Origin of the sequence: Peribacillus sp. NPDC076916, from assembly GCF_050269675.1 — a bacterium.
Classification (GTDB): Bacteria; Bacillota; Bacilli; order Bacillales; family DSM-1321; genus Peribacillus; species Peribacillus aracenensis.
Genome location: NZ_JBNNIU010000017.1, coordinates 13,307 through 36,098, shown reverse-complemented (window position 1 = coordinate 36,098; position 22,792 = coordinate 13,307). Strand labels below are relative to the sequence as shown.

The 22,792-nt window shown below is 39.7% G+C and carries 19 protein-coding genes and 1 riboswitch; of the genes, 12 read left to right on the top strand and 7 right to left on the bottom strand.

What is annotated here, in order from left to right:
• Positions 1 to 44: 44 nt before the first annotated feature.
• From ACQKFG_RS25635 to proC, 3 genes are all read right to left on the bottom strand, one after another.
• The gene (locus ACQKFG_RS25635; protein ID WP_427563888.1) at positions 45 to 155 is read right to left on the bottom strand and encodes an IS3 family transposase; all 111 of its coding nucleotides are present in this window, start codon (positions 153 to 155) and stop codon (positions 45 to 47) included.
• Positions 156 to 349: 194 nt separating this feature from the next.
• A riboswitch (SAM riboswitch) is annotated at positions 350 to 460 on the bottom strand.
• 476 nt (positions 461 to 936) lie between these two features.
• Positions 937 to 1,995, bottom strand: a complete 1,059-nt coding sequence (locus ACQKFG_RS25630; RefSeq protein WP_427563886.1) for a YkvI family membrane protein — start codon at positions 1,993 to 1,995, stop codon at positions 937 to 939.
• A gap of 134 nt (positions 1,996 to 2,129) precedes the next feature.
• Positions 2,130 to 3,008, bottom strand: a complete 879-nt coding sequence (gene proC, locus ACQKFG_RS25625; RefSeq protein ID WP_427563885.1) for a pyrroline-5-carboxylate reductase — start codon at positions 3,006 to 3,008, stop codon at positions 2,130 to 2,132.
• 1,082 nt (positions 3,009 to 4,090) lie between these two features.
• Here proC and ACQKFG_RS25620 point away from each other — a divergent pair.
• From ACQKFG_RS25620 to gnd, 6 genes are all read left to right on the top strand, one after another.
• Entirely contained in the window at positions 4,091 to 4,588 is a 498-nt protein-coding gene (locus ACQKFG_RS25620) for an LURP-one-related/scramblase family protein (RefSeq protein WP_427563883.1), read from the top strand.
• A 279-nt stretch (positions 4,589 to 4,867) separates the two neighbouring features.
• Complete coding sequence (locus ACQKFG_RS25615; RefSeq protein WP_192207580.1) at positions 4,868 to 5,098, top strand: hypothetical protein; 231 nt, start codon at positions 4,868 to 4,870, stop codon at positions 5,096 to 5,098.
• Positions 5,099 to 5,351: 253 nt separating this feature from the next.
• Positions 5,352 to 6,083 carry a GntR family transcriptional regulator gene (locus tag ACQKFG_RS25610; RefSeq protein WP_427563881.1) on the top strand — a complete coding sequence of 244 codons (732 nt, stop codon included), beginning with the start codon at positions 5,352 to 5,354 and terminating at the stop codon, positions 6,081 to 6,083.
• Positions 6,076 to 7,620, top strand: coding sequence for a gluconokinase (gene gntK / locus ACQKFG_RS25605; protein ID WP_427563879.1), 1,545 nt, complete (start codon positions 6,076 to 6,078; stop codon positions 7,618 to 7,620). The genes ACQKFG_RS25610 and gntK overlap by 8 nt, the downstream gene beginning before the upstream one ends.
• Before the next feature lie 18 nt (positions 7,621 to 7,638).
• Positions 7,639 to 8,985 carry a GntP family permease gene (locus tag ACQKFG_RS25600; protein WP_192207583.1) on the top strand — a complete coding sequence of 449 codons (1,347 nt, stop codon included), beginning with the start codon at positions 7,639 to 7,641 and terminating at the stop codon, positions 8,983 to 8,985.
• A gap of 77 nt (positions 8,986 to 9,062) precedes the next feature.
• Positions 9,063 to 10,466, top strand: a complete 1,404-nt coding sequence (gene gnd, locus ACQKFG_RS25595) for a decarboxylating NADP(+)-dependent phosphogluconate dehydrogenase (RefSeq protein WP_349730277.1) — start codon at positions 9,063 to 9,065, stop codon at positions 10,464 to 10,466.
• Between the two features lie 229 nt (positions 10,467 to 10,695).
• Here the strand turns inward: gnd and ACQKFG_RS25590 are convergent, their stop codons facing one another.
• The gene (locus tag ACQKFG_RS25590; RefSeq protein WP_349730276.1) at positions 10,696 to 11,043 is read right to left on the bottom strand and encodes a hypothetical protein; all 348 of its coding nucleotides are present in this window, start codon (positions 11,041 to 11,043) and stop codon (positions 10,696 to 10,698) included.
• 321 nt (positions 11,044 to 11,364) lie between these two features.
• Between ACQKFG_RS25590 and ACQKFG_RS25585 the strand changes: the two genes are divergently transcribed.
• Complete coding sequence (locus ACQKFG_RS25585; protein ID WP_342614945.1) at positions 11,365 to 11,559, top strand: hypothetical protein; 195 nt, start codon at positions 11,365 to 11,367, stop codon at positions 11,557 to 11,559.
• A gap of 1,324 nt (positions 11,560 to 12,883) precedes the next feature.
• Positions 12,884 to 14,257 (top strand): penicillin binding protein PBP4B, encoded by a 1,374-nt coding sequence (pbp4b, locus tag ACQKFG_RS25580; protein ID WP_427563926.1) that lies wholly within the window; start codon positions 12,884 to 12,886, stop codon positions 14,255 to 14,257.
• A gap of 95 nt (positions 14,258 to 14,352) precedes the next feature.
• On the opposite strand, the gene ACQKFG_RS25575 is transcribed toward pbp4b, so the two are convergent.
• Positions 14,353 to 14,550: a hypothetical protein gene (locus tag ACQKFG_RS25575; RefSeq protein WP_427563876.1), complete on the bottom strand. Its 198-nt coding sequence runs from the start codon at positions 14,548 to 14,550 to the stop codon at positions 14,353 to 14,355.
• A gap of 17 nt (positions 14,551 to 14,567) precedes the next feature.
• Between ACQKFG_RS25575 and ACQKFG_RS25570 the strand changes: the two genes are divergently transcribed.
• From ACQKFG_RS25570 to ACQKFG_RS25555, 4 genes are all read left to right on the top strand, one after another.
• Positions 14,568 to 14,891: a hypothetical protein gene (locus ACQKFG_RS25570; RefSeq protein WP_427563874.1), complete on the top strand. Its 324-nt coding sequence runs from the start codon at positions 14,568 to 14,570 to the stop codon at positions 14,889 to 14,891.
• 39 nt (positions 14,892 to 14,930) lie between these two features.
• A complete protein-coding gene (gene hutP, locus ACQKFG_RS25565; protein WP_192207588.1) occupies positions 14,931 to 15,380 on the top strand; it encodes a hut operon transcriptional regulator HutP in 450 nt (149 codons plus the stop codon).
• Between the two features lie 115 nt (positions 15,381 to 15,495).
• Positions 15,496 to 17,013 (top strand): histidine ammonia-lyase, encoded by a 1,518-nt coding sequence (gene hutH, locus ACQKFG_RS25560; RefSeq protein ID WP_192207589.1) that lies wholly within the window; start codon positions 15,496 to 15,498, stop codon positions 17,011 to 17,013.
• A 324-nt stretch (positions 17,014 to 17,337) separates the two neighbouring features.
• Positions 17,338 to 18,735 carry an amino acid permease gene (locus tag ACQKFG_RS25555; protein WP_192208125.1) on the top strand — a complete coding sequence of 466 codons (1,398 nt, stop codon included), beginning with the start codon at positions 17,338 to 17,340 and terminating at the stop codon, positions 18,733 to 18,735.
• 597 nt (positions 18,736 to 19,332) lie between these two features.
• On the opposite strand, the gene ACQKFG_RS25550 is transcribed toward ACQKFG_RS25555, so the two are convergent.
• Together ACQKFG_RS25550 and accD are read right to left on the bottom strand one after the other, a co-directional pair.
• Positions 19,333 to 20,286: an acetyl-CoA carboxylase carboxyltransferase subunit alpha gene (locus ACQKFG_RS25550; protein ID WP_342614946.1), complete on the bottom strand. Its 954-nt coding sequence runs from the start codon at positions 20,284 to 20,286 to the stop codon at positions 19,333 to 19,335.
• The gene (accD, locus tag ACQKFG_RS25545) at positions 20,283 to 21,080 is read right to left on the bottom strand and encodes an acetyl-CoA carboxylase, carboxyltransferase subunit beta (protein WP_342615780.1); all 798 of its coding nucleotides are present in this window, start codon (positions 21,078 to 21,080) and stop codon (positions 20,283 to 20,285) included. The genes ACQKFG_RS25550 and accD overlap by 4 nt, the downstream gene beginning before the upstream one ends.
• Positions 21,081 to 22,792: the final 1,712 nt, after the last annotated feature.

Genomic DNA, 22,792 nt, shown 5'->3' with positions numbered 1-22,792 from the left:
TGGTAATCTGAACTATGCCCCATTTTTCGGACAGTAAAAAGTTCCTAAACGGCTAATAGGTGGTCCCGGTATTGTACCGGGGCCATTTTCTTTAGTCCCCATTGGTAACGACTCATATTGTATTCTTCTATAACTCTATAAACTAAGGTGAACACTTAAATAATAAGTTTTTATAATCTTTGTTGTTGAATAAAATGATACATTGCCCCAATCACTCCTGCGTCATTTCGATGTTTACATAGTTCAACAGGAATCTTAATATCATTCCACCAAGGGAGATCGTCTTTTTCTCAAAAAAAACCTTTCTACTCATTAGTAGAAAGGTTGGTTAAACAATCCTCAATCCTTTCTCTCATCTTCCAAAGCACATTGCTTTGCAGGAATTGGCACCATTTCAGTTAATTAACTGACGGTTGCCGGGCTTCACTGGGCACAGTCCCTCCACCTCTCTTGATAAGAGTCAAACATTATATTCAAGTAAACACATTATTTTAAATTCAGCGTGAATATAGTACGAGAGTGATCTTATCATGACCAAACCCTATGGTGAAATATTCCAGGTGGTGAGGCAAAGTTCAGTAGTTTATTTTTCGAAAGGAATGTATATATTGGATAGTTTTATATTGACATTAATAAAAGCTATCAATGAGGAAGTATCCCCGCATCTTACTGCAATCCTTTTTCTTGGATGCTTCATTAGCAATAATCGTTATTCACTTAATAAATGGCAAAGGCTTGATGCTCGTGGAAATAAAAGGGGATAGATGCCCAGTTTTCAATTAATGAAGCAAGCTAGTTTATACAACTCAAGAGAAATATGACGAAAAGGATTATCCTATTATTTATAGGAGGCCACATCCAAAAATAATAGCTGTGTAAGAAGAACATACAGATAAATTAGAATATCATTTACTAGAGAGCTTATAGTTATTCCATTTAATTTTCTTTCGTTAATCGACTCATTCGGAATGGAGTAATGATGAGAACGATAATAAGAACAATTCCCATATAGCCAAAGATTGGATAGAGAGAGGAAACAAGTTTAGTGAAGCCAAAGAAGCTTGCTATAAATCCTATCAACAGTGATGAAATGATGATTACTTTAAATTTTGTGGTATGCGGATTTGAAAAGCGTGTTCCAAATGAGTAGAACATGCTGACTGCCGAGTTGAAAATCATAGCGAACAGAACGAGAGAGTACAGAATACCTAAGAGAGGTGAAACACTGTTGGCGATTCCCAGCATTGGCATATCTAAGTGCGATACAGTATGAATATGTGAGAAAATAGTAAGGTGACTAATCATAACAAGTAGACCTAAAGCAGCCCCTCCGATAAGTCCTCCAATGGATGATATCCTTTCATCAGGTTCATTTCCACCCATAACAAGTGTCATGGAAGCCCCCATTGCTATGGTTATTGAAATATAGTTTATTGCAGATATTAGCCAATGTCCCGCAGCTGAATTTTGTTCCAGTGCATGTGGTTCAAGTGACGTAAACGATGAATTCATTGTTAACATACTATAAATAAATAAGAAAAGTACGACAATAATCAGAAATGGTGTGACGGATGCAATTACCTTAATCACACGGTCAACTTTCAGCATAACTGTTGTCATAACAAGAACAGTCATAAGAATGGTGCCTATAAAAGAAGGTAATCCGAATTGCTGATTAAAGATTGAGCCTGACCCCGCAATCATGACAATTCCGATACCTAGTAGGATGGCGTTCAGAACATAATCAATGATACCGCCGAGAAAGCGACCACAAATCTTATAAATTGCTTCCTGATGCGAATCTGTTTGTGTACGACTGCCAAGCTTCATCAGAATCATTCCAAGGTATGCAAAAATAACGACTGAAATGATAGCTCCAATTGTGCCCAATTTCCCGAAGCTTACAAAATAAAGCATGGTCTCTTGTCCTGAGGCGAACCCTGCTCCGATAAGGATTCCGATAAAAGCACTAGCGATCTTAAGGATTCTCTTCATGTTGTCCTCCGTTTTTCTTACGTTTTAATTTATTCTAACTATTTGATAGGATTATCATTTTATAACCATATCTTTTGATACATATATTTTACTAAGGAGGATCCATGGTAATAGTTAACTTGGACACCTTCCTCTTATGGTACTGAAGTGCCACAATACTCTCGGGGAATAGCCGATTTCCTGTACGCTACTGACATCTCTTCATTCAGCTCTTTCGAACGTTTCGCTGCATGATGAATCGCCTGTGAAATGGCTTTGCCGCCATTATTTTTCCGTAAAGCCTCAAGTCCGGATGCTGTCGTTCCATTTGGTGAAGTGACTTTCTCTCTTAGACTTGCCGGTGCCTCGTCGTTCACCATAATCATCTTGGCTGCCCCTAAAATCGTTTGGGCGACAATCTCACGGACCATCGCTTCATCCATACCCTTTTTAACGCCGGCATATTCCATATGTTCCATTAAATAATAGAAGTAAGCAGGTCCGCTTCCTGCAATTCCTGTAAAAATATCCATTTGCTCTTCTTCAATTAAGAACACTTTTCCCAAACAGCCAAACAATTCCTTCACTGCTATCACATTGTCCATCGCTGTATGTCTTCCCGGACATAACGCAGTTGCCGACTCCCGGATCATGCTTGACGTATTTGGCATCAACCGCACAACCTGCTGTCCAAGCTGTAGATGACTTTCCATGAATTCAGTTGAAATGCCCGCTAAAACAGAAATCACAACTTGATCCACTTTTATTTTATCTTTCAATGCATCGAGAGCATCTGCTGCTCCCTGGGGCTTCATTGCCAAAATAAAGAAATCGATTTCTTCATATGGCAATGCATCCTGATGGACCGCCTGAACTCCATACACGTGATTCATTTCCTTGAGCCGTAATTGATTCCGGCGATTTGTCACATAAATTCTCTCTGCTGGTATGCTCCCCATCTGCACAATTCCTGAAATCATCGACTCTGCCATCGAACCGGCTCCTAAAAATGCCACAGTTTTATCTTTCAACATTATGCCCTCCTAAAAGTTCATCGTTCGTATTTCCGTTCGTATTTTTCAGCCATTTTATCGTAACATGCTGAGATTCAGATTCAAGGGAAGAGAGGACATTCACAAGGAAAAGGCCGAGATAGTGAAGGGAAGCGTTATCATTTGGTGCTTACATTATAATCAAGCCATTTAATCATGGATAATCGGCTGTAATCGGAGTATTTGCGGATATTTTAGGAAGAAAAACGAAATAAAGCAATTCATGTCGTTACAGGTTTTGTCCGTATTTTTTGTCTGTAAAATACCCTCTTAATAATCGCTCTCCCATTGTATCTAAGACTTGACCTTAATTTATTGAGGGGAGAAGCACATGAAGATGAATATACAACTTTATTAGTGCAAGGTGTTGATGAGGACGGGGTATCTTCAGAGTCAACTTCAAAGGTCATTACAGATATTAATGAAATACAAGCTTTTATAGAAAAAGTGAACAAATTGGAAGTTTTGCAACTTCCTAATAAGGAGTTATTGGAGAAGAGTAAAGAATTAAATAAAAAAGGGAATTACTTTTTTATAGGCTGATTTCGCATACTTTGTTGCTATTTACCAAGTAAAGCGGTGTGATGAATTTCCCCCTCCGGATGCTCGCTTTCCGCGGGGCGGGCGGTGAGCCTCCTCGGCGTAAACGCCTGTGGGGTCTCACTTGTCCCGCTGCTCCCGCAGGAGTCTCGCACTTGCGCTCCAATCAACCTTAAATCGTTTCATTTTAAAAACAACAATCTTTTTAGTGATGGAAGGGTTATGTTTCAAGAACGGATCCGGGGTAGCTGAAGGAGCTGTCGTTAAGGCAGCTTTTTCTTATGGAATTAAAGGGTCAGGATAGTTCAAGAGCACATAAAGAGTTGTTCAACAATTGGACCAGATTGCGAGGGAAGAATTGCTGACTTTACAAAAGGTAAATTAGTTAAGGATAAATAGTGGTGGACCGAAAAGAAGGCGCTTTTGAGTGGAACTATTATTTGGAATTTAATGCATAAGATTGGAACCAAGGTCCATTTCAAACGTAAGTAATGTAAAAGGACTTAAGGTTGGGAGGCATAAGTATGAGGCAGCTTTATATAAAGCAGAAGGTGTTCAGTCTTAGCGGGAAATTTACAGTAAAGGATCAGCAGGAGAAGGATATATATTACGTGGAGGGAAGTTTTATGCAAGTTCCAAAGACTTTCTCCATTATGAATGCAGCAAGGGATGAAGTAGCACTCATTACGAAAAAGGTGTTCAGCTTTTTACCAAAGTTTTTGGTTGAGGTGAATGGTCGAGAGGTATTAACAATAAAGAAGGAATTTTCCTTCTTTAAAGCACGATATACAATTGATGCGGCAGGCATTGAAGTACATGGTAATTGGTGGGATATGGATTTTCGAGTTTTACAGCATGGTAAAATCGTAGGTGAAGTGGGCAAGGAGTGGTTCACTTGGGGTGATAGCTACAAGGTTGAAATAATAGATGAAGAGATGGAAACCATTATTATTGCACTCGTTGTTGCAATTGATTGTGTGAAGGCTGATCAAGCAGCTGCTTCCTCCGCAGCGTCGATTTAAAGTAAAAGTGTAAAATTAAAAGGCTGACAGTTTTAAAAAAGTCACTGCTTGAATAGGTGCGGTGAACCGTATCATTAATAAATGATAAGGCCATTTGGTACCAAGTTTTTATATTCGTTCTTCAGTAATCGAGCGCGATTCTTGAATAAGGCTTGCTTTCCTTATAGAACTGACAGGCTGAAGATCGGAGCTGTCTTTAAGGCAGCTTTTTCTTTATGCAACTATAGGGGCGGGTTAGTTTAATTATAAATCTTATAAAAGCTCACAGGTGGTGGGAAGATGACTTTAAAAGAGTTTATTGAGTTCCAAGAAGGTATAGCAATCGGGGAAGAATACTCATTTATATATCAAAATGAAGAATATTGGATAAGCCAAAATCCAGGTGCATATTATCTTACACGAGTCAGAGGTGCCTATACTCAAGAGTTTGAAACTTCTGAGGCTCTTTTTAAATATGGAACAATCGAAGAAAGACTTCTTTCAGAAATTTATATGGATTTTGAGTGGTAAAATAAATCGTTGATAGATTCTTGTTGAACTAACAGGTGCATTAGCTGAAGATTGGAGCTGTCTTTAAGACAGCTTTTTCTTGTGGAACTAACGGAGCAGGTTAGTCCGTTTCATTATTTTCACCAGAACCTTATAACATTTTGACTTATAGTAATGAGAATCCGGTTACATTCAAAATGCTTGCATTATTCATTATTATTATTATAAAATACTTGTATACAAGTGTACTTGAACTCTGTTGGAAGGTGAATTTATGGCTGAATCAAAGGAGTTTCTATATCCTGTAAAATGGCTTTCAAAAGCTTCAGCAGGTGATCGTGTAACATCCGAGCTTAGAATGCGCATTATTTCGGGGATGATTGAAAGCGGTGCCATCCTATCTGAAAATAAAATAGCTGCCGATTTCGGTGTAAGCCGCTCACCAGTTCGTGAAGCGTTAAAAATATTGGCCTCTGAAAATATCATCCGATTGGAAAGAATGGGTGCGGTTGTCATTGGTTTAACAGAAAAAAAATATGCAGAAATTTATGATGTGCGTATACTCATCGAAACGTTTGTATTCGAACGGCTAGTAAGGATGGAAACGAATGAATTAGTGATGGAACTTAGTAAAATACTGGAAATTATGAAAATTTCCATAAAATACCGAGATGCTGATGAGTTTTCCTATCAGGATGTCCTATTCCACGAAACGATCATTCGGTCCATCGATCATTCCTACATCCTGATGATTTGGGATAATTTAAAACCTGTGATGGAAAGTTTGATTCTTCTATCCATGCGCAGTCGTTTTAAAGAAAAGTATGAAGACTTTACACGGATCATAAATAACCATCAACTTTATATTGATGCAATCAGGACAAAAGATCGGGACCTCATGATTAAGTCGCTACATGAAAACTTTGATGATGTTCAAGAGAAAGTTGAAGACTTATGGACGGCCCAACAGATGCTTTCAAAAGGAGTCGAACAAGAAAATGACTAGCTATATGTTAGGTGTAGACATCGGTACAACAAGTACAAAAGCGGTATTATTCACGAAAAAAGGCGATGTCATCGAGCAGGAGAATATTGGTTATCCTCTTTACACACCGGATATGACAACAGCGGAACAGGACCCTGAAGAGATTTTCCAGGCCGTTTTGAAAGCCTTTACAAATATAACGAAGCAGCATCCAGATAAACAGATATCATTTATTTCATTTAGCAGTGCGATGCATAGTGTTATAGCCATGGATGAAAATGACCAGCCGCTGACACGTTGTATCACTTGGGCAGATAATCGCAGTGAAGCTTGGGCCCATAAAATAAAAGATGAATTAGATGGGCATGAAGTTTACAAACGGACCGGAACGCCGATACACCCGATGTCTCCATTATCCAAAATCGCCTGGATCGTGAATGACCGCCCAGATATCGCAACCCAGGTTAAAAAGTATATCGGGATTAAAGAATATATCTTTAAAAAGTTCTTTGATCAATATGTTGTCGATTATTCTCTTGCTTCATCGATGGGCATGATGAATCTCAAAAACTTGGATTGGGATGAGGAAGCCTTAAGAATTGCCGGAATAACGCGTGGGCAATTATCTGAACTCGTACCAACAACAAAGGTCTTTAACAACTGTGACCCGGATTTAGCCAAACAGATCGGGATTGATCCACAAACCCCCTTTGTCATTGGGGCAAGTGATGGTGTCCTTTCAAATCTAGGTGTGAACGCTATCCGGAAAGGTGAAATCGCTGTCACGATTGGGACAAGCGGTGCGATTCGGACGATTATAGACGAGCCGAAAACCGACGAAAAAGGAAGAATCTTTTGCTATGCATTAACGGAAAAGCATTGGGTGATTGGCGGGCCGGTAAACAATGGCGGGATGGTCCTTCGCTGGATTCGCGATGAATTTGCTTCCTCCGAGGTAGAAACGGCTAAAAGGCTTGGCATCGATGCTTATGAAGTCTTGACCAAGATTGCCGAACGTGTAAGACCAGGCGCAGATGGATTGTTATTCCATCCATATCTCGCAGGTGAACGTGCACCATTATGGAATCCGGATGTACGGGGATCATTTTTCGGATTAACACTCTCGCATAAGAAAGAACATATGATTCGAGCGGCTCTAGAAGGGGTCATTTACAATTTATATACAGTATTTTTAGCCTTAACCGAATGTATGGACGGTCCCGTTACCCGAATTCAAGCTACGGGTGGCTTCGCAAGGTCGGCTGTTTGGCGGCAAACGATGTCCGATATTTTCGAATCGGAAGTCGTGGTTCCAGAAAGCTACGAAAGTTCGTGCCTGGGTGCTTGTATATTGGGGTTATATGCCACCGGGGAAATTGATTCCTTCGAAGTAGTTTCTGAAATGATAGGCAATACCCACAAGCACACACCGAAAGATGATTCTGTAAAAGAATATAGGCAACTACTGCCGATTTTCATTAACCTATCAAGGGTATTGGAAAACGAATATACACAGATTGCGAATTATCAAAGAAACTTAATAAATGCTACAAAGTAAAGACATGGAGGAATTACAATGCCATTAGTTATTGTCGCTTTAGGAATTGTCGCTTTATTAATTTTAATAATGGGTTTAAAATTAAACACCTTTATTTCCTTGATCATTGTATCGTTTGGAGTGGCTTTAGCGCTTGGGATGCCACTTGATGGAATTGTCAAAACCATTGAAGCTGGGTTAGGCGGAACACTCGGTCACTTAGCGTTAATCTTTGGACTTGGAGCGATGTTAGGTAAGCTGATTGCGGATTCAGGCGGCGCGCAGCGCATTGCCATGACCCTTGTTAAAAAGTTCGGTGAAAAGAATATTCAATGGGCAGTCGTTGCAGCATCATTTATTATCGGTGTCGCATTGTTTTTTGAAGTGGGATTAGTATTATTAATTCCAATCGTATTTGCAATTTCAAGGGAATTGAAAGTTTCGATATTGTATCTTGGTATTCCAATGGTAGCGGCATTATCCGTAACACACGGTTTCTTACCGCCGCATCCAGGGCCAACCGTCATCGCTGGTGAATATGGTGCAGACATTGGCCAGGTTTTACTTTACGGCTTCATTATTGCGGTTCCAACCGTTATTTTAGCTGGACCGGTATTTACGAAGATAGCTAAAAGATTAGTACCTGAATCATTTACGAAAACAGGCAGCATTGCCTCTTTAGGAGAACAAAAATCATTTAAACTTGAAGAAACACCTGGATTTGGGATCAGTGTATTTACTGCATTACTTCCGGTTATATTAATGTCAATTGCTACGATTATCACTTTGATGCAAAAAACAATGGGATTTGAAGATAATGGTCTACTAGCAGTTATCCGTTTTATTGGTGAGGCCGGTACTTCCATGCTGCTTTCCTTATTATTTGCGGTCTATTCAATGGGATTGGCAAGAAAGATTCCAATGAAAGATATTATGGAATCCTGTACATCAGCAATCCTGCATATCGGAATGATGCTTTTAATCATAGGGGGCGGAGGAGCCTTCAAGCAAGTATTGATCGACGGCGGTGTAGGTGACTATGTAGCTGAATTGTTCAAAGGAACATCATTATCTCCGATCTTGCTTGCCTGGATCATCGCGGCAATCCTGCGTATTTCCTTAGGGTCTGCTACCGTTGCTGCCTTAACGACAGCTGGTTTAGTAATTCCGATGTTAGGTCAGACGGACGTTAACCTTGCTCTAGTTGTGCTTGCTACAGGAGCGGGAAGTTTAGTCGCTTCACACGTTAACGATGCTGGTTTCTGGATGTTTAAAGAGTATTTTGGTTTAAGCATGAAAGAAACATTCGCAACGTGGACCTTGCTTGAGACGATCATTTCAGTAGCTGGATTAGGATTCATTCTATTACTAAGCTTATTTGTATAAGCCTTTCCCGGCAGTAAATCCCCCACTATGGCAGGGATTTACTGCCTATTATTCTTACATAGAAGGAGCAGAAATAAATGTACAATACAATTGGTGTCATTGGTTTAGGGGTAATGGGCAGTAATATCGCATTAAATATGGCTAGTAAAGGGGAACGAGTAGCTGTCTATAACTACACAAGAGATTTAACGGATCAGCTTGTAGCTGAATTGGATAGTCAGTCCCTCCATCCGTATTACGAAATCCAAGACTTTGTTCAGTCACTGGAAACTCCAAGAAAGGTTTTTCTAATGGTGACTGCGGGTAAGCCGATCGACTCGGTGATAAATTCATTGCTTCCTCATCTTGAATCAGGCGATATTATCATGGACGGCGGTAACTCCCATTACGAAGATACTGAACGCAGATATGATGAATTGAAATCTAAAGGAATCAGTTATTTGGGAATTGGTATTTCTGGTGGAGAAGTCGGGGCATTAAAGGGACCTTCAATCATGCCGGGTGGAGATAAAGGCGCCTATGAAAAAGTAGCTCCGATTCTGACAAAAATCGCAGCACAGGTAAATGCTGACCCTTGCTGTACCTATATCGGTCCAAAAGGAGCAGGTCATTTTGTAAAAATGGTTCATAACGGGATTGAGTATGCAGATATGCAATTAATCGCCGAAGCCTATACATTTTTAAGAGAAAAGTTGCATTTGGAAGTCCATGAAATTGCTGACATCTTTGAAACATGGAATCAAGGCGAACTGAAAAGTTATTTAATCGAAATCACTGCTGAAATTTTAAGGAAAAAAGATGATGTAACGGGCTTACCCTTGATCGATGTGATTCTTGATAAAGCAGGACAAAAAGGTACAGGCAAATGGACCAGCATGCAAGCTATTGATAACGGAATACCAGTTTCGATTATTACAGAGTCTTTGTTTGCTCGTTACATTTCCGCTTTAAAAGAAGAACGGGTTAATGCAGAAAATATTTTAACAGGCCCTGAAAACGATCAGCAAAAATTGGATAAAAATGAGTGGATTGATTATATTAGACAAGCGTTATATATGGGAAAAGTTTGTGCATACGCGCAAGGTTTTACTCAATATAAAATGACTTCTGAACTTTACGGCTGGGATTTGCCTTTAAAGGATATTGCGCTGATTTTCCGCGGTGGTTGCATCATTCGTGCCGAATTTTTAAACGTCATTAGCGAAGCCTATCAAGAGCAGCCGAATCTGGCTAATTTATTAATCTCACCGTATTTTACCGAAAAGGTTACGGACTACCAGGTAGGATTGCGAAAGGTTGTCTGTGAGGGAATAAATTCCGGTATCTCGTTTCCATGTTTAAGCGCTTCACTCACTTATTACGATAGTTATCGAAAAGGCATCTCTAATGCTAACCTTTTGCAAGCACAACGTGATTACTTTGGTGCACATACCTATGAACGACGTGATCTGGCAGGAGTCTTTCACACAAACTGGCAGTAATAGAAAGTGACAAAGACACAGTCATTCTTCAATAACCGTTCGTACTTTACTTCAATAAGGGAGCTGCTTTGGCAGCTCTTTTTCTTACGTAACAAAAAGGGGGTGTGAGGGGGACTCCGGGCGGGAAAGGCTTGTCCAGGGGAGACCTCAAATGCTGTAGACAAACTCGATTTTCATCGAGTTTGTCTACAGTCTGGAAGCCTCTAATTAAAGAGGGTGGAAATATTAGTTATGGCATTTTAATTGGTGTATTTAATTGATGATAATCCCTATATGATCGATAAGATACAATTTTTTTATCCTGATAATGTCCATCCAACTGCAAAATTTTAGATCTATTGGTTTCTAAATAATAATTATAACCGTTTGTTTCTAAGTTATGGAAGGTATAGGGAATTCCAAGCATTTGTTTCTTGGCGACTTTTACATCAGGGTGATGTTGTATATAATAGGCCAATTGTTGTACAGATGTTGATGGATTGTCTGTGATATTAAATAATGTTTCCTTAATATTAGTTTTTAAATTATTCAAAGTAGTTTTTGCTTTATGTTTGGTTTTGTTGGAACGCCTTGTCATAAATATCACTCCCTACTCTGATTTATAGTTAAAAGATGTATTATGTTATTACCAATCAGCAAACGGAGTAAACACAAATTTGAAACCTGGGGGAAAGATAAAGTCTTGGTAGAAAAGATAATGTTTTTTGGTAGGTTTAATGCCTATTTTAAGTGGTATATAAAGGATATAGTTTTATAGCAGTTTATTCCCCTTGCTCCCTTGATTATGTTAGGGATTTTTTACGAAAGTGTATCGTTTCAAGAATAATGTCGACAAGTAGCACGTATTCTTCTTTTGATTATTACTAATTATTTCTGCATATTAAAGGAGTGATATATCATGAGACAAATGTGTATTTACTGTTTTAAATGGGCTGACATAGATACGATGACACCAATTTTTGAACAAGGTAGGGAGTTCGTCAATTATTATTGCGAAGATTGTGTTACTGCTGTTATGGATAATTTGTTTAAGCTCCCATACAAACATGGTCGTTCCTATTCCGATGTATGCGAACAATCAAGAATACACTAGCATTAAGCAAAGCCTTTTAAAAGTTAAGCGATTGCTCATAGGCCATCTCAATAGAGAAGGGCTTTTTTTGTTCTTTTCTTAATAATATTGCATTTGCTTACTTTATTTAATATTAATGGGGGATATGATACAAACGTCGCTCAAATCACTAAATATAGGGGGCGAGATTCAGAAATGAGTGCTCACCCAACATATGAATATCATTAGAGTTGAAGGCCTCCCACAGTTTATATGGGAGCCCTTTTCATACTCATCGTTATTGTATTTTCATGGTTGCCGTTTAATCGCTCGTTTTCACTTACAACATGTAATGCAAGAAGCCCATATGTGTTCATCCTGAGGGTCATATTCACTGAAGTACATTTTGCAACGGAAAACTAGATTTTGATTTGATCTTACTTTCTATTTTAATAAGCGGCATAGGAGCGAAATTCTCGTTGTTCGATAGGCACTTTCCACAATGCCAACCAGACGAAACGCTGGAATTTCGCCTGCTGTCTTTGTTTCCAGTGTGTTGCTTGCTTTTCCTTTACTGATGTGATGAGCGCAAGATCAAGTAATTGTTTCAAGCCATACGATTTTGCAAGACTGTCACTGATAACAATCACTTTCATATGGTGAGCGGTTAAGGGCTATTCAATTTTCATCAATGATAATTCACGAGTCATTTGAAGGGGGGAATCTCCCGTTTGAGAAACATTAACATAAGCTTTTTTTGTGGTCCGGCTTGTTTCGTTGTTGAACTTGCTACTTGTTCTTATGCAATGAAGGTAAAGGCCATTAGCCGCTTTACATCAACTTAAACTTAGATTGAGCTATGTAGTAAAAGTGTTTGAATATGTGTGGGAGAGAAGGGGGAGAAATCGATTCTGGGACTTATCCGAATGATTATAGTGGGATTTAATGAACATGTATCGTGAACAATTGATTGAGATGTTTTTAGAAAGAAAAAAAGGGGGTGGTTTTTATCGGTGCTTTTACTGGGTATTTTAATTAATGATTTTAATAATCGATTTTTCCTCTTTGAATGTAATTTTAAAAATATAAATATCAAATTGAAATGATGCTCGAAATCATATATACTGAAAATTGAGAATTATTGGTAAATATTAGCTGGGTTTAGGAAATATCCGCATTTATCAGCTTTAGAATAAGATAACCAATCGCTACCCGGAACGGAAAAGGATACACGATGATCGCATTATGGGATTGTGATGCCTGGTGAAAAAAGAACGGAATGAATGAGAAATTATCTTTCGATAGGAGTCAAAAGACAAAGTTGTTCCTTAGTTACTAAAGTGCGATTTTAAAGGGGTGGAAAATGATGAATATATGGACAAGCTGCACACTTAGTTCAATTCTGGCTCTTTCCTTACTAGCGCCATCCGTGTCTTTCGCTAATGAAAATCCAAATCAAGAAGACGCTGTGAGTAAGGAAACCGCCAGCCAGTATCCCATGTTAAAGAAAGCCAAAAAACCTGAAGAAGCGGGCTTTTCGTCTGAAAAGCTGGAAAAGGTGGATCAGCTTATTGAAATGGAAGTGGCTGCGGGTTTCCCTGGTGCTGCCCTGATTGTCATAAAGGACGGAAAAATCGTTAAAAATGAAAGTTATGGGTACAAACAGAAATATAATGAACATACACCTCTTAAGAAGTTTAAGAAAATGGAAAATGAAACGTTATTTGACCTTGCTTCAAACACGAAGATGTATGCAACCAATTTTGCCATTCAGAAATTGGTCAGCGAAGGAAAGTTAAATATCCAGGCAAGAGTCCAGCAATACATTCCTGAATTCAAAGACACAAAGGAGGATGTGATCAAAGGAAAGGACAATCTGAGGATTATTGATGTTCTCCATCATACAGCAGGCTTTAGACCTGATCCGCAATATCATAATCCAAAGGTTTCGAAAGAACTCTACTCCCAGGAACGGGATAAAACCATCCAGTTCATTTCTAAAACACCGCTCACATATGTACCCGGAACACAGAATGTATACAGTGATGTCGATTATATGCTGCTTGGCGCCATTGTTGAAGAAATAACAGGTAAGCGGCTTGACACCTATGTTGAAAATGAATTGTACAAGCCGCTTGGTTTGAAAAATACAAAGTTCAATCCTCTTCAAAAGGGCTTTAAGCCAATGGATTTTGCTGCAACTGAATTGCTTGGTAACACCCGGGACGGCGTGATAGATTTCCCTAACATCCGCACATACACACTTCAAGGGGAAGTACATGATGAAAAAGCCTTTTATTCGATGGGGGGAGTTTCAGGGCATGCTGGTCTTTTCTCCAATACGCAAGATATGGCCGTTCTCCTGCAGGTGATGCTGAATGGCGGGGGATACGGTAAACATATGTTGTTTGATCAAGAAACCATCGATGAATTCGTCGCACCTTCCGCAATGAATCCTACATATGGACTTGGGTGGAGACGAAATGGCGATGCTAGCATGGAGTGGATGTTCAGCCCTTATGCGAGCGACAGTGCCTACGGTCATACTGGATGGACTGGGACGGTCACGATCATTGATCCGGAGAAGGATTTAGGGATTGTGCTACTAACTAATAAAAAGCACTCTCCGCTCGTTGACCCTGTAGCCAATTCCAATCAGTTTTTTGGCGACCTCTTCAAAACAGGAAGCTATGGAAGTGTTGTGACTGCGATTTATGAAGCATTGGAAACGAATGAATGAATATCTCCATAAAGTAAAGGCCTCCGATTAAAGTCGGGAGGCCTTTATTCTTGTTATATGAATGTGTGGATTTCTTTTAGACAAACTTTAATTTTTTACACAGTTTGGGCAAGGATTAGATTTTTGTATGCTCCGTCTTGATGGAGCAAATTATCATGGGCCCCTTGTTCGATGATTGCCCCATTTTGTACAACGATTATGCGGTCGGGGTGTTTAATTTCAGGAGCGATCAGGCAGGGGATGACTATAAATCCATTGGCATCACCTAATGGGTGTAACGGTGCGGTCTTCATTTTTAATTGAGGTTCTCGTGGATATACCAGGTGTAAATTACCTAGGTTTAATGATGTTCTCTTTTGTAGGGGCAGGTTTAGGTGCTGCATTGGTTTTCGGGTTTACGTCGTTTTCGAGAGGTGGCATTATATCTGTAAAGCTCGCGTTGGCGGGCTCGGCACTTAGTCCTTGCTTAGCTCACTTTCTACCGCTTTTTTGCATTCACTGGTTTTCAAAGAATATTGATGAGAGCTGTATAGGTAGAAAGCTGCATTGGGAAGTGATGAATCATCCCCTGAAAGATTTATTTTCAAAAAATATATTGACTGAATGGCTTGTATCCGCTTACAATAATATTTAGTTATTAGTGTATTTAGAAAATTGTAAAAGAGGTACTTGCATGACAAATGAATTCGACAGAAGAATCGGGCGCCATGCAATCATGTACGCGTTTGCGGACGAAGAGGAAGAAGCCATATTGACGAATGATCTAAAGCGGATGGATTGGCTTTATGGAAAAGGTAAAGTCGGTTCAATGGAGCTGCAGAAAATAGTTGCGGCCATTGAGACATCAGCGAAAAGACTTGGATTAGTCAATCCCGATATGTATCGTGAAATGCATGCGCTGTATCATGCGATCATCGAAGCACTCCAAGGAGTGACACGCGGCCAAGTCGAGCTTGGCGGCCTTTTGAGGACTGCGGGCCTTCGGTTTGCAATCGTTCGGGGCAGGCCGTTTGAAAACGGGGACGAAGGTGAATGGATTGCTGTCGCCGTGTATGGAACGATTGGAGCACCGGTTCGGGGATTTGAACATGAAGCCGTTGGCTTGGGAATTAACCACATTTAAATAATTAAAAGCCTATAGTTATTTTAGTGAAATAGGGGGCTGTATTGAAAGACTGGATAAGTCTGTCGATATGGCCTCCTTTTGTGTGTTTAAAAAAAGAATAGGGGTGCAGGAAATGATAATGTTAACGGGTCAAACTTTAACGATTGAAGAAGCGAAAAAAGTATTGTATGGAGAGGCATTTGTCTCGGCTTCTGCCGAAAGTGTTAAGAAAGTGGAAAAAAGCCGGGAAGCGGTTGAAAATATCGTGAAACAAAAGAAAGTCGTCTATGGCATCACAACAGGTTTTGGAAAGTTCAGCGATGTTTTGATTGAGTCTGAGGACGCAGAGCAGCTACAGTGGAATTTGATTCATTCCCATGCTTGCGGAGTCGGGGAACCGTTTCCAGAGGTGGTTTCGAGAGCTATGGTCCTTCTCCGTGCCAATGCGCTATTAAAAGGGTTTTCAGGCGTCCGTCCTGTCGTCATAGAACGTTTGATCGATCTTTTGAATGCTCATATCCACCCGGTCATCCCTCAGCAAGGTTCTCTTGGAGCAAGTGGGGACTTGGCGCCGCTTTCCCATTTAGCGCTAGTATTGATGGGAGAAGGGGAAGTGTTTTATAAAGGAGAGCGAATGGAGGCCATCGTAGCTTTATCGAAGGAAGGCATTCTTCCAGTGACACTTAAAGCAAAAGAAGGTCTTGCATTAATTAACGGAACACAGGCCATGACGGGGATGGGCCTAGTAAATTACATTGAAGCTGAACAGCTGGCCCATCAAACTGAAGCGATTGCTTCACTGACTTTAGAAGGATTACGCGGCATTGAAGATGCCTTTGATCCGGATGTTCATCTAGCACGCGGTTACCGCCAGCAAACAGAGGTCGCGGAACGGATCCTTCGCATGATCAGCGGCAGCCAGCTCATCACCAAGCAAGGAGAACTGCGGGTACAGGATGCTTATTCGCTCCGCTGCATCCCGCAAGTGCATGGTGCATCATGGCAAACTCTTGATTATGTAAAAGAGAAATTGGAGATCGAAATGAATGCGGCGACGGATAATCCGCTTATTTTTGACGATGGGGAAAAGGTTATTTCAGGGGGTAACTTCCATGGCCAGCCGATTGCATTTGCGATGGACTTCATGAAAATCGCTGTTGCCGAGCTTGCGAACATTTCAGAGCGCCGCATTGAGCGACTCGTCAATCCTCAGCTGAATGATTTACCGCCATTCTTAAGTCCGTCGCCTGGCTTGCAGTCGGGAGCGATGATCATGCAATATTGTGCAGCTTCACTCGTCTCTGAGAATAAAACACTCGCACATCCTGCAAGCGTGGATTCCATTCCATCTTCAGCGAACCAGGAAGATCATGTAAGCATGGGAACGATTGGATCCCGACACGCACATCAAATCATTCAAAACGTCCGCCGCGTTTTGGCGATTGAACTCATTTGTGCCCTGCAAGCGGTGGAATACCGTGGAATAGAAAAGATGGCTCCGTTTACAAAAGAGTTTTATACGGAAGCAAGAAAGCTCATTCCAAGCATTACACAAGATCGTATCTTTTCAAAAGATATCGAAGCAACGGCAAGTTGGTTACATCAAATCGATTGGAATTCATTTATTAATAGGAGTTTGCCTACAACTTAATATAAAGTGCGGAATATCCGAATAAACGTTAGGCTTATAGCCCTTTGACTTGGGTTTTAGGCCTAACATCGTTATGTAAATGCAACATAGATCCCAGAAATCCAAAAAGGTCCCGGCATTAGAGAAAATGACCTTGAAATAGTAATAAATGCAGGAAATGACCATTGATGGAATAATCGGCTTTACCTATTCGTGCTCGATTAAATATGCACTTTTGGAGGGTAATCTAATTTGGAAAATCGGCAATTGCAACCACCTGTCATAAATGAACAAAACCAGCCGTCAAATACTTTACAAAGGAAGCTAAAAGCGCGCCACCTTACGATGATTTCGCTGGGCGGTGCAATCGGAACAGGACTGTTTCTCGGAAGCGGGCCGGCCATTCACTCTGCCGGGCCTGGTGGTGCTCTGGTCGCCTACGCCGTAATAGGTATAATGGTGTATTTTATTATGACAAGCCTCGGGGAACTGGCATCATTTATGCCAGTCAGCGGAGCTTTCAGTACCTATGCTATACGTTTCATTGATCCGGCATTAGGGTTTGCGCTTGGTTGGAACTATTGGTTCACTTGGGCGATGACTCTTGCCGCAGAACTATCTGCGGCAACGATGGTAATGAAGTTTTGGTTTCCTGACAGCTCGTCTTTTTTATGGAGTTCTTTGTTTCTAGTTTTGATATTCTTATTGAATTACGTATCCGTTAAAGGGTATGGCGAAGGGGAATATTGGTTTTCCCTCATTAAAGTCGCAACCATCATCATTTTTATCGTTGTCGGAATATTAATGATATTCGGGATTATGAATGGAGAAGCGATTGGTTTTAAAAACTTCACAGTTGGTGACGCTCCGTTTGCCGGTGGTTTTTTGGCAACATTGGGTATTTTCATTGCTGCTGGATTTTCTTTTCAAGGTACAGAAATAGTCGGTGTTGCAGCCGGTGAAAGTGAAGATCCGGCAAAAAATGTACCTCGTGCAGTTCGCAGCATATTTTGGAGAATCTTCCTCTTTTACATCCTGGCCATAGTTGTTATTGGATTGATCGTTCCCTATACGAATGGCAATCTGCAGGGACACACAATCATGGTTAGCCCGTTTACGATGGTGTTTGAAAAAGTGGGACTGGCATTTGCTGCTTCCGTGATGAATGCCATCATTTTGACAGCCGTATTATCCGCTGGTAATTCAAGCCTTTATGTGACAAGCCGAATGTTGTACTCAATGGCAAAAGAAGGCCTGGCACCGCAGATTTTCGGGAAGCTTAACAAGCGTGGCGTTCCCATTTGGGGACTGATTGTCACTTCACTTGTAGGGATGTTGGCCTTTTTTGCTTCCGTTTTCGGTGATGGAGTTATTTATATTTGGCTTATGAATGCGGTTGGAGTCACTGGATTTATATTTTGGCTGGGTATAGCGGCAAGCCATTATCGGTTTAGAAAGGCTTACATTGCCCAAGGGTATTCGCTGGACGATCTTCCCTATAAATCAAAATGGTTTCCTTTCGGACCGATATTTGCCTTTACTCTTTGCTTTTTCGTTTTATTGGCGCAAAACTATCAAGCCTTTCTTGGCGATGGCATAAACTGGGCAAGTGTGATTGCTGCCTATCTTGGCATCCCATTCTTTTTGATAATGTGGCTTGGTTATAAGTTCATTAAGAAAACAAAAGTAATTCCGCTGGAGGAATGCCAAATCGATTTTGATGAACATAGGAATGCAAAATAGACATAAGACTTCTTTAATAATTTGTTTGGGTTAATTATTGAAAAATACAACTTTCTTTGTTAAGAAAGTTAGCAGCCCTGAAATGACAAGGTTCCTTACCGCCAAAGAAACAAAATAAACAATAATTTGAAGTTGATGCCAATTGATTGAGCCGAAGTAACTGTTGGAGATGATTGAATCAATAAGCATAATCTCAATTTCATTTAAGGGATATGCCTTTTTTATCCCCTCCTAGGTAGATTAAATAATCTACCTAGGAGGGGATTTTTTTATTGATGAAAAGGGACAAACATTTAAAACGTGAAGTAGTTCGATTAAAGTTGGAGGAGGTTCATTGAATTTATGCTTTGTTAAAAAGGCAAGAGATTTCCTTGATATAGCCTAGTTAACGGTTTTGGAAAACAGAGATAAACCCTGTTAAAAGGGTTTGGGGGGTTATTTGGCGTGGCCATGAATAATGTAACAAAAGGATATAAAATAATTCAGGTGTAATTGGGGAGGAAAGAATGGACACTATAATTTGCATCACAAAATGTTTGAGTCTAACGTCTATATCAAATGGTCTATGAACATGTTCGGAAATAATGGTTCATCTACTTATTTAAATGTCCTTTCTTCTATATACTCACCGATTTTTCGGAACTTATCAAAACGTTGTTGGCGTAGAATGCCTTTATCTAATTGACCAAGTTCTTTTAATGCTTTTCGTAAGGTTTCTTTTATAAAGTGCGATTGAAGTGGGATGTCAATATGTGCTCCTCCTACAGGTTCTTTGATGATCTCATCAATCACCCCTAGTTCCATCAAGTCCTTAGCCGTAATTTTCAATGCTTCAGCCGCTCGTTTTGCTTGTGTGGCATCCTTCCATAATAATGCTGCTGCTCCTTCAGGTGAAATAACCGAATAAAATGTGTTTTCTAGCATGTAGATTCGATTGCCGATACCAAGAGCCAATGCACCACCACTCCCACCTTCACCAACTACAAAACAGATGATAGGCACTCCAAAACTTGCCATTTCACGAAGATTGAGGGCGATGGCTTGAGATTGTCCGCGTTCTTCGGCTTCACGACCTGGGTAGGCTCCTGCCGTGTTGATAAATGTTACGATGGGGCGATTGAACTTATTGGCTTGTTGCATAATTCTTAGGGATTTCCTGTAGCCTTCAGGTTGCGACATGCCAAAACGACGATAGATATTGTCTTTAGTATTTTTACCTTTTTGATTTCCTAAGACAGTTATAGGTATTCCTTCGAAGGTAGCTATTCCTGAAACCAATGCAGGATCTTCCCCATAAAGTCTGTCCCCATGAAGTTCAATAAAGTCTTCAAAAATATGGTGGATATAATCTAAAGTAGTAGGGCGTTGTTGAATTCTGGAAAGTTGAATTTTATCCCAAACTTCCATATTCTCGTTAAGATGAATTTTGATTTCATTGACTTTTTGTTCAAGATTATTTATTACTTCGTTAAAGTCAAGATTGTGCTTTGTGGACACCTCTTTCAATTCAGCAATTTGATTTTCCAGTTGTTTTAATACTTGCAAGTTCATCGTTTAAAACACTCCCTGAAGTCGAGATGATGGATTTTTAAAATGGTTGTTAATGATTGTTTTAATTCACACCTATTTACAACCATATCCAGTTGCCCATGCTCCAATAAAAATTCGGAGGTTTGGAAATTTTCCGGAAGTTCTTCTCTTATCGTCTGTTCAATTATGCGTCTTCCTGCAAAGCCAATTAAAGCTTGTGGTTCGGCAATATTGATATCACCTAATGAAGCGAAGCTAGCAGAAACTCCACCTGTTGTAGGATTCGTTAAAACGGATACGAAAAGGATTTTTTCGTAGTTTAGTTGTTCTAAAGCAACACTCGTTTTTGCCATCTGCATGAGGCTAAGAATTCCTTCTTGCATACGAGCTCCGCCGCTTGCCGAAAACAATATAAATGGTTTTCGTGTTTTTAATGATTCCTCAATGGCTCTTGTGATTTTTTCACCGACTGCTGAGCCCATACTTCCCATACGGAAACGAGAATCCATGACACCAATCACAATCGGATAGCCACCTATGGAAGCTTCCCCGGTAATAACCGCATCATTTAATGCAGTCTTATTCATATCAGATATTAATTTATCTTTATATTCAGGGAAGTTCAACGGGTCAACGGAAATTAAACTTTTATTGAATTCCGAAAAAGAACCACTATCTGTAAGCATTGAAATGCGGTCATAAGCTGAAACCGGGTAGTGATATTGGCATTTCGGACATACATTCAATTCTATTTTCATAAGAGATTCATCAAAGGTTTCCCCACATGATTTACAAGTAAAAGGGAGTGGAGTCATGCTTTTGTCTATTTCAAAAAAAGAATTCGATTCTATTTTTTCTCTCTTTAATGGATAAATCTCCATCAATCCTCCTTTGGTAAGAACGCTTTTTACAAGTTACGCTCACCGTTGTGTTTTTTAGCTTTTCATTAAAAAGTTTTATACAATCAGCAATCATCCTAGAGAATGAAGATTTTATTTGGTGGGTCTTCATTATGAAATTATCTATTCCTGTATGAGTGCATTTTTACATGGAAAATCAGAAACGATTTTATCAGGTAAAAACATAGGCTTGTATACAAATCGAGTATACAAACATTAAAAAACGCTTATTATCTTCTATGGAGAATAAAGGTTATCGATGGCTTCACTATTGCTCCAGTTTTTGGAAAGAGCGATTTACCAAATAGCAAGGCGTCATTTAATAAAGCGAATACTCCCATTAGTTGGTGTAAGCTCATAATATGCAATTACTAATATAATTGAATGGGGCATTCTTCCATGGATAGTATTTTATTGACACATAATATTCAAGAGCACAATCTTAGAATGTAATTGAAACTTTAAGAGCTATATTTTTGTATAAATTGATAGAGATTTAATTGAAAGTGGAATTATCAGGCTAATGGAAATTAAAGGAGAAATGAACCAAATGTTTAAGAGGTTTATGGCTAAGTTAGGGAAAGGTGCAGCAACTTTGATTTACGCAACGAAAACCGTGCTTATTATGCTGGTTCATCCATGCTCCTGAGAATCGTTTCTTAGTGATCCAGGATGTCAGCCAGGGGCTGCAGGTATGGTATTTCATGTGCATGGTTTTTCCCTGCTGTTAGATTAGTGATGATATACAAAAAAAGCGACTGATTATGTCAAATTGTAGCCGGTTTCACCAAACGAGCCAACGATTCTGTCGTACCGCGCGCTTCACGCTCTTTTTCGTACTTCGCAAACGTTGTTTTTGTCCTTTTTTTCGTTAATTTTTAAATTTTTTCTTTGCAACCTGGAAAGCTTGTACAGCCAAAGAAGCTATGAATGGGTTAATAGAAAGAAGGCAATCCACTAACTAAAGTAGCCATATTTTTTGCACTTCTGGTTTTGTTCGTATTCAATTGTGAGATAATTTCACATTTATAAAAAAATGATAAATCGTGTGTCTAGAAATATATTTTCAATGTCGCGTTTTTTGCTTTAACCGTTGATAAATCAATGTTTATAGAAGGATGGTGCCACTTTCATATGAGGCACCATCAAAACATATGTACTCAACAATTCCGCCGCACATCATTTGAATTTATATTCATTGTTTGTTAAGGTAATGAAGTGCTTTAGAGAGAACGGTTTATTCCATGTGATGGGGATGGCCAAAACTCTAAAAAATAAAAACCATTATATTTCAGTTGATATATGCTGTGCCTGTTAGTTTCCTCAGTTGTATTGCACCCTCTTTCCCTACTTGAAATGCTCAAATTAGACACATTGGGAACCCATAATCATATTTCTATGCGTTTTGGTGTTATACTGCACTGCAAGTATCATTCTACCTGGTTAAGGAAATGAAGTACTTTAGAGGGTAGTCGTATGTCCATCATCCGGACAAAACTCTAAGTGGAAATCGTTTATATTACAGTTGGTATAGGTTGTGCCTGCTAGTTTCCTCAGTTGTGATTGCACCTCTTTTTCCCTACTTGAAATGCTCAATTAATCACACATATATAATCCAAGTAAAGAAC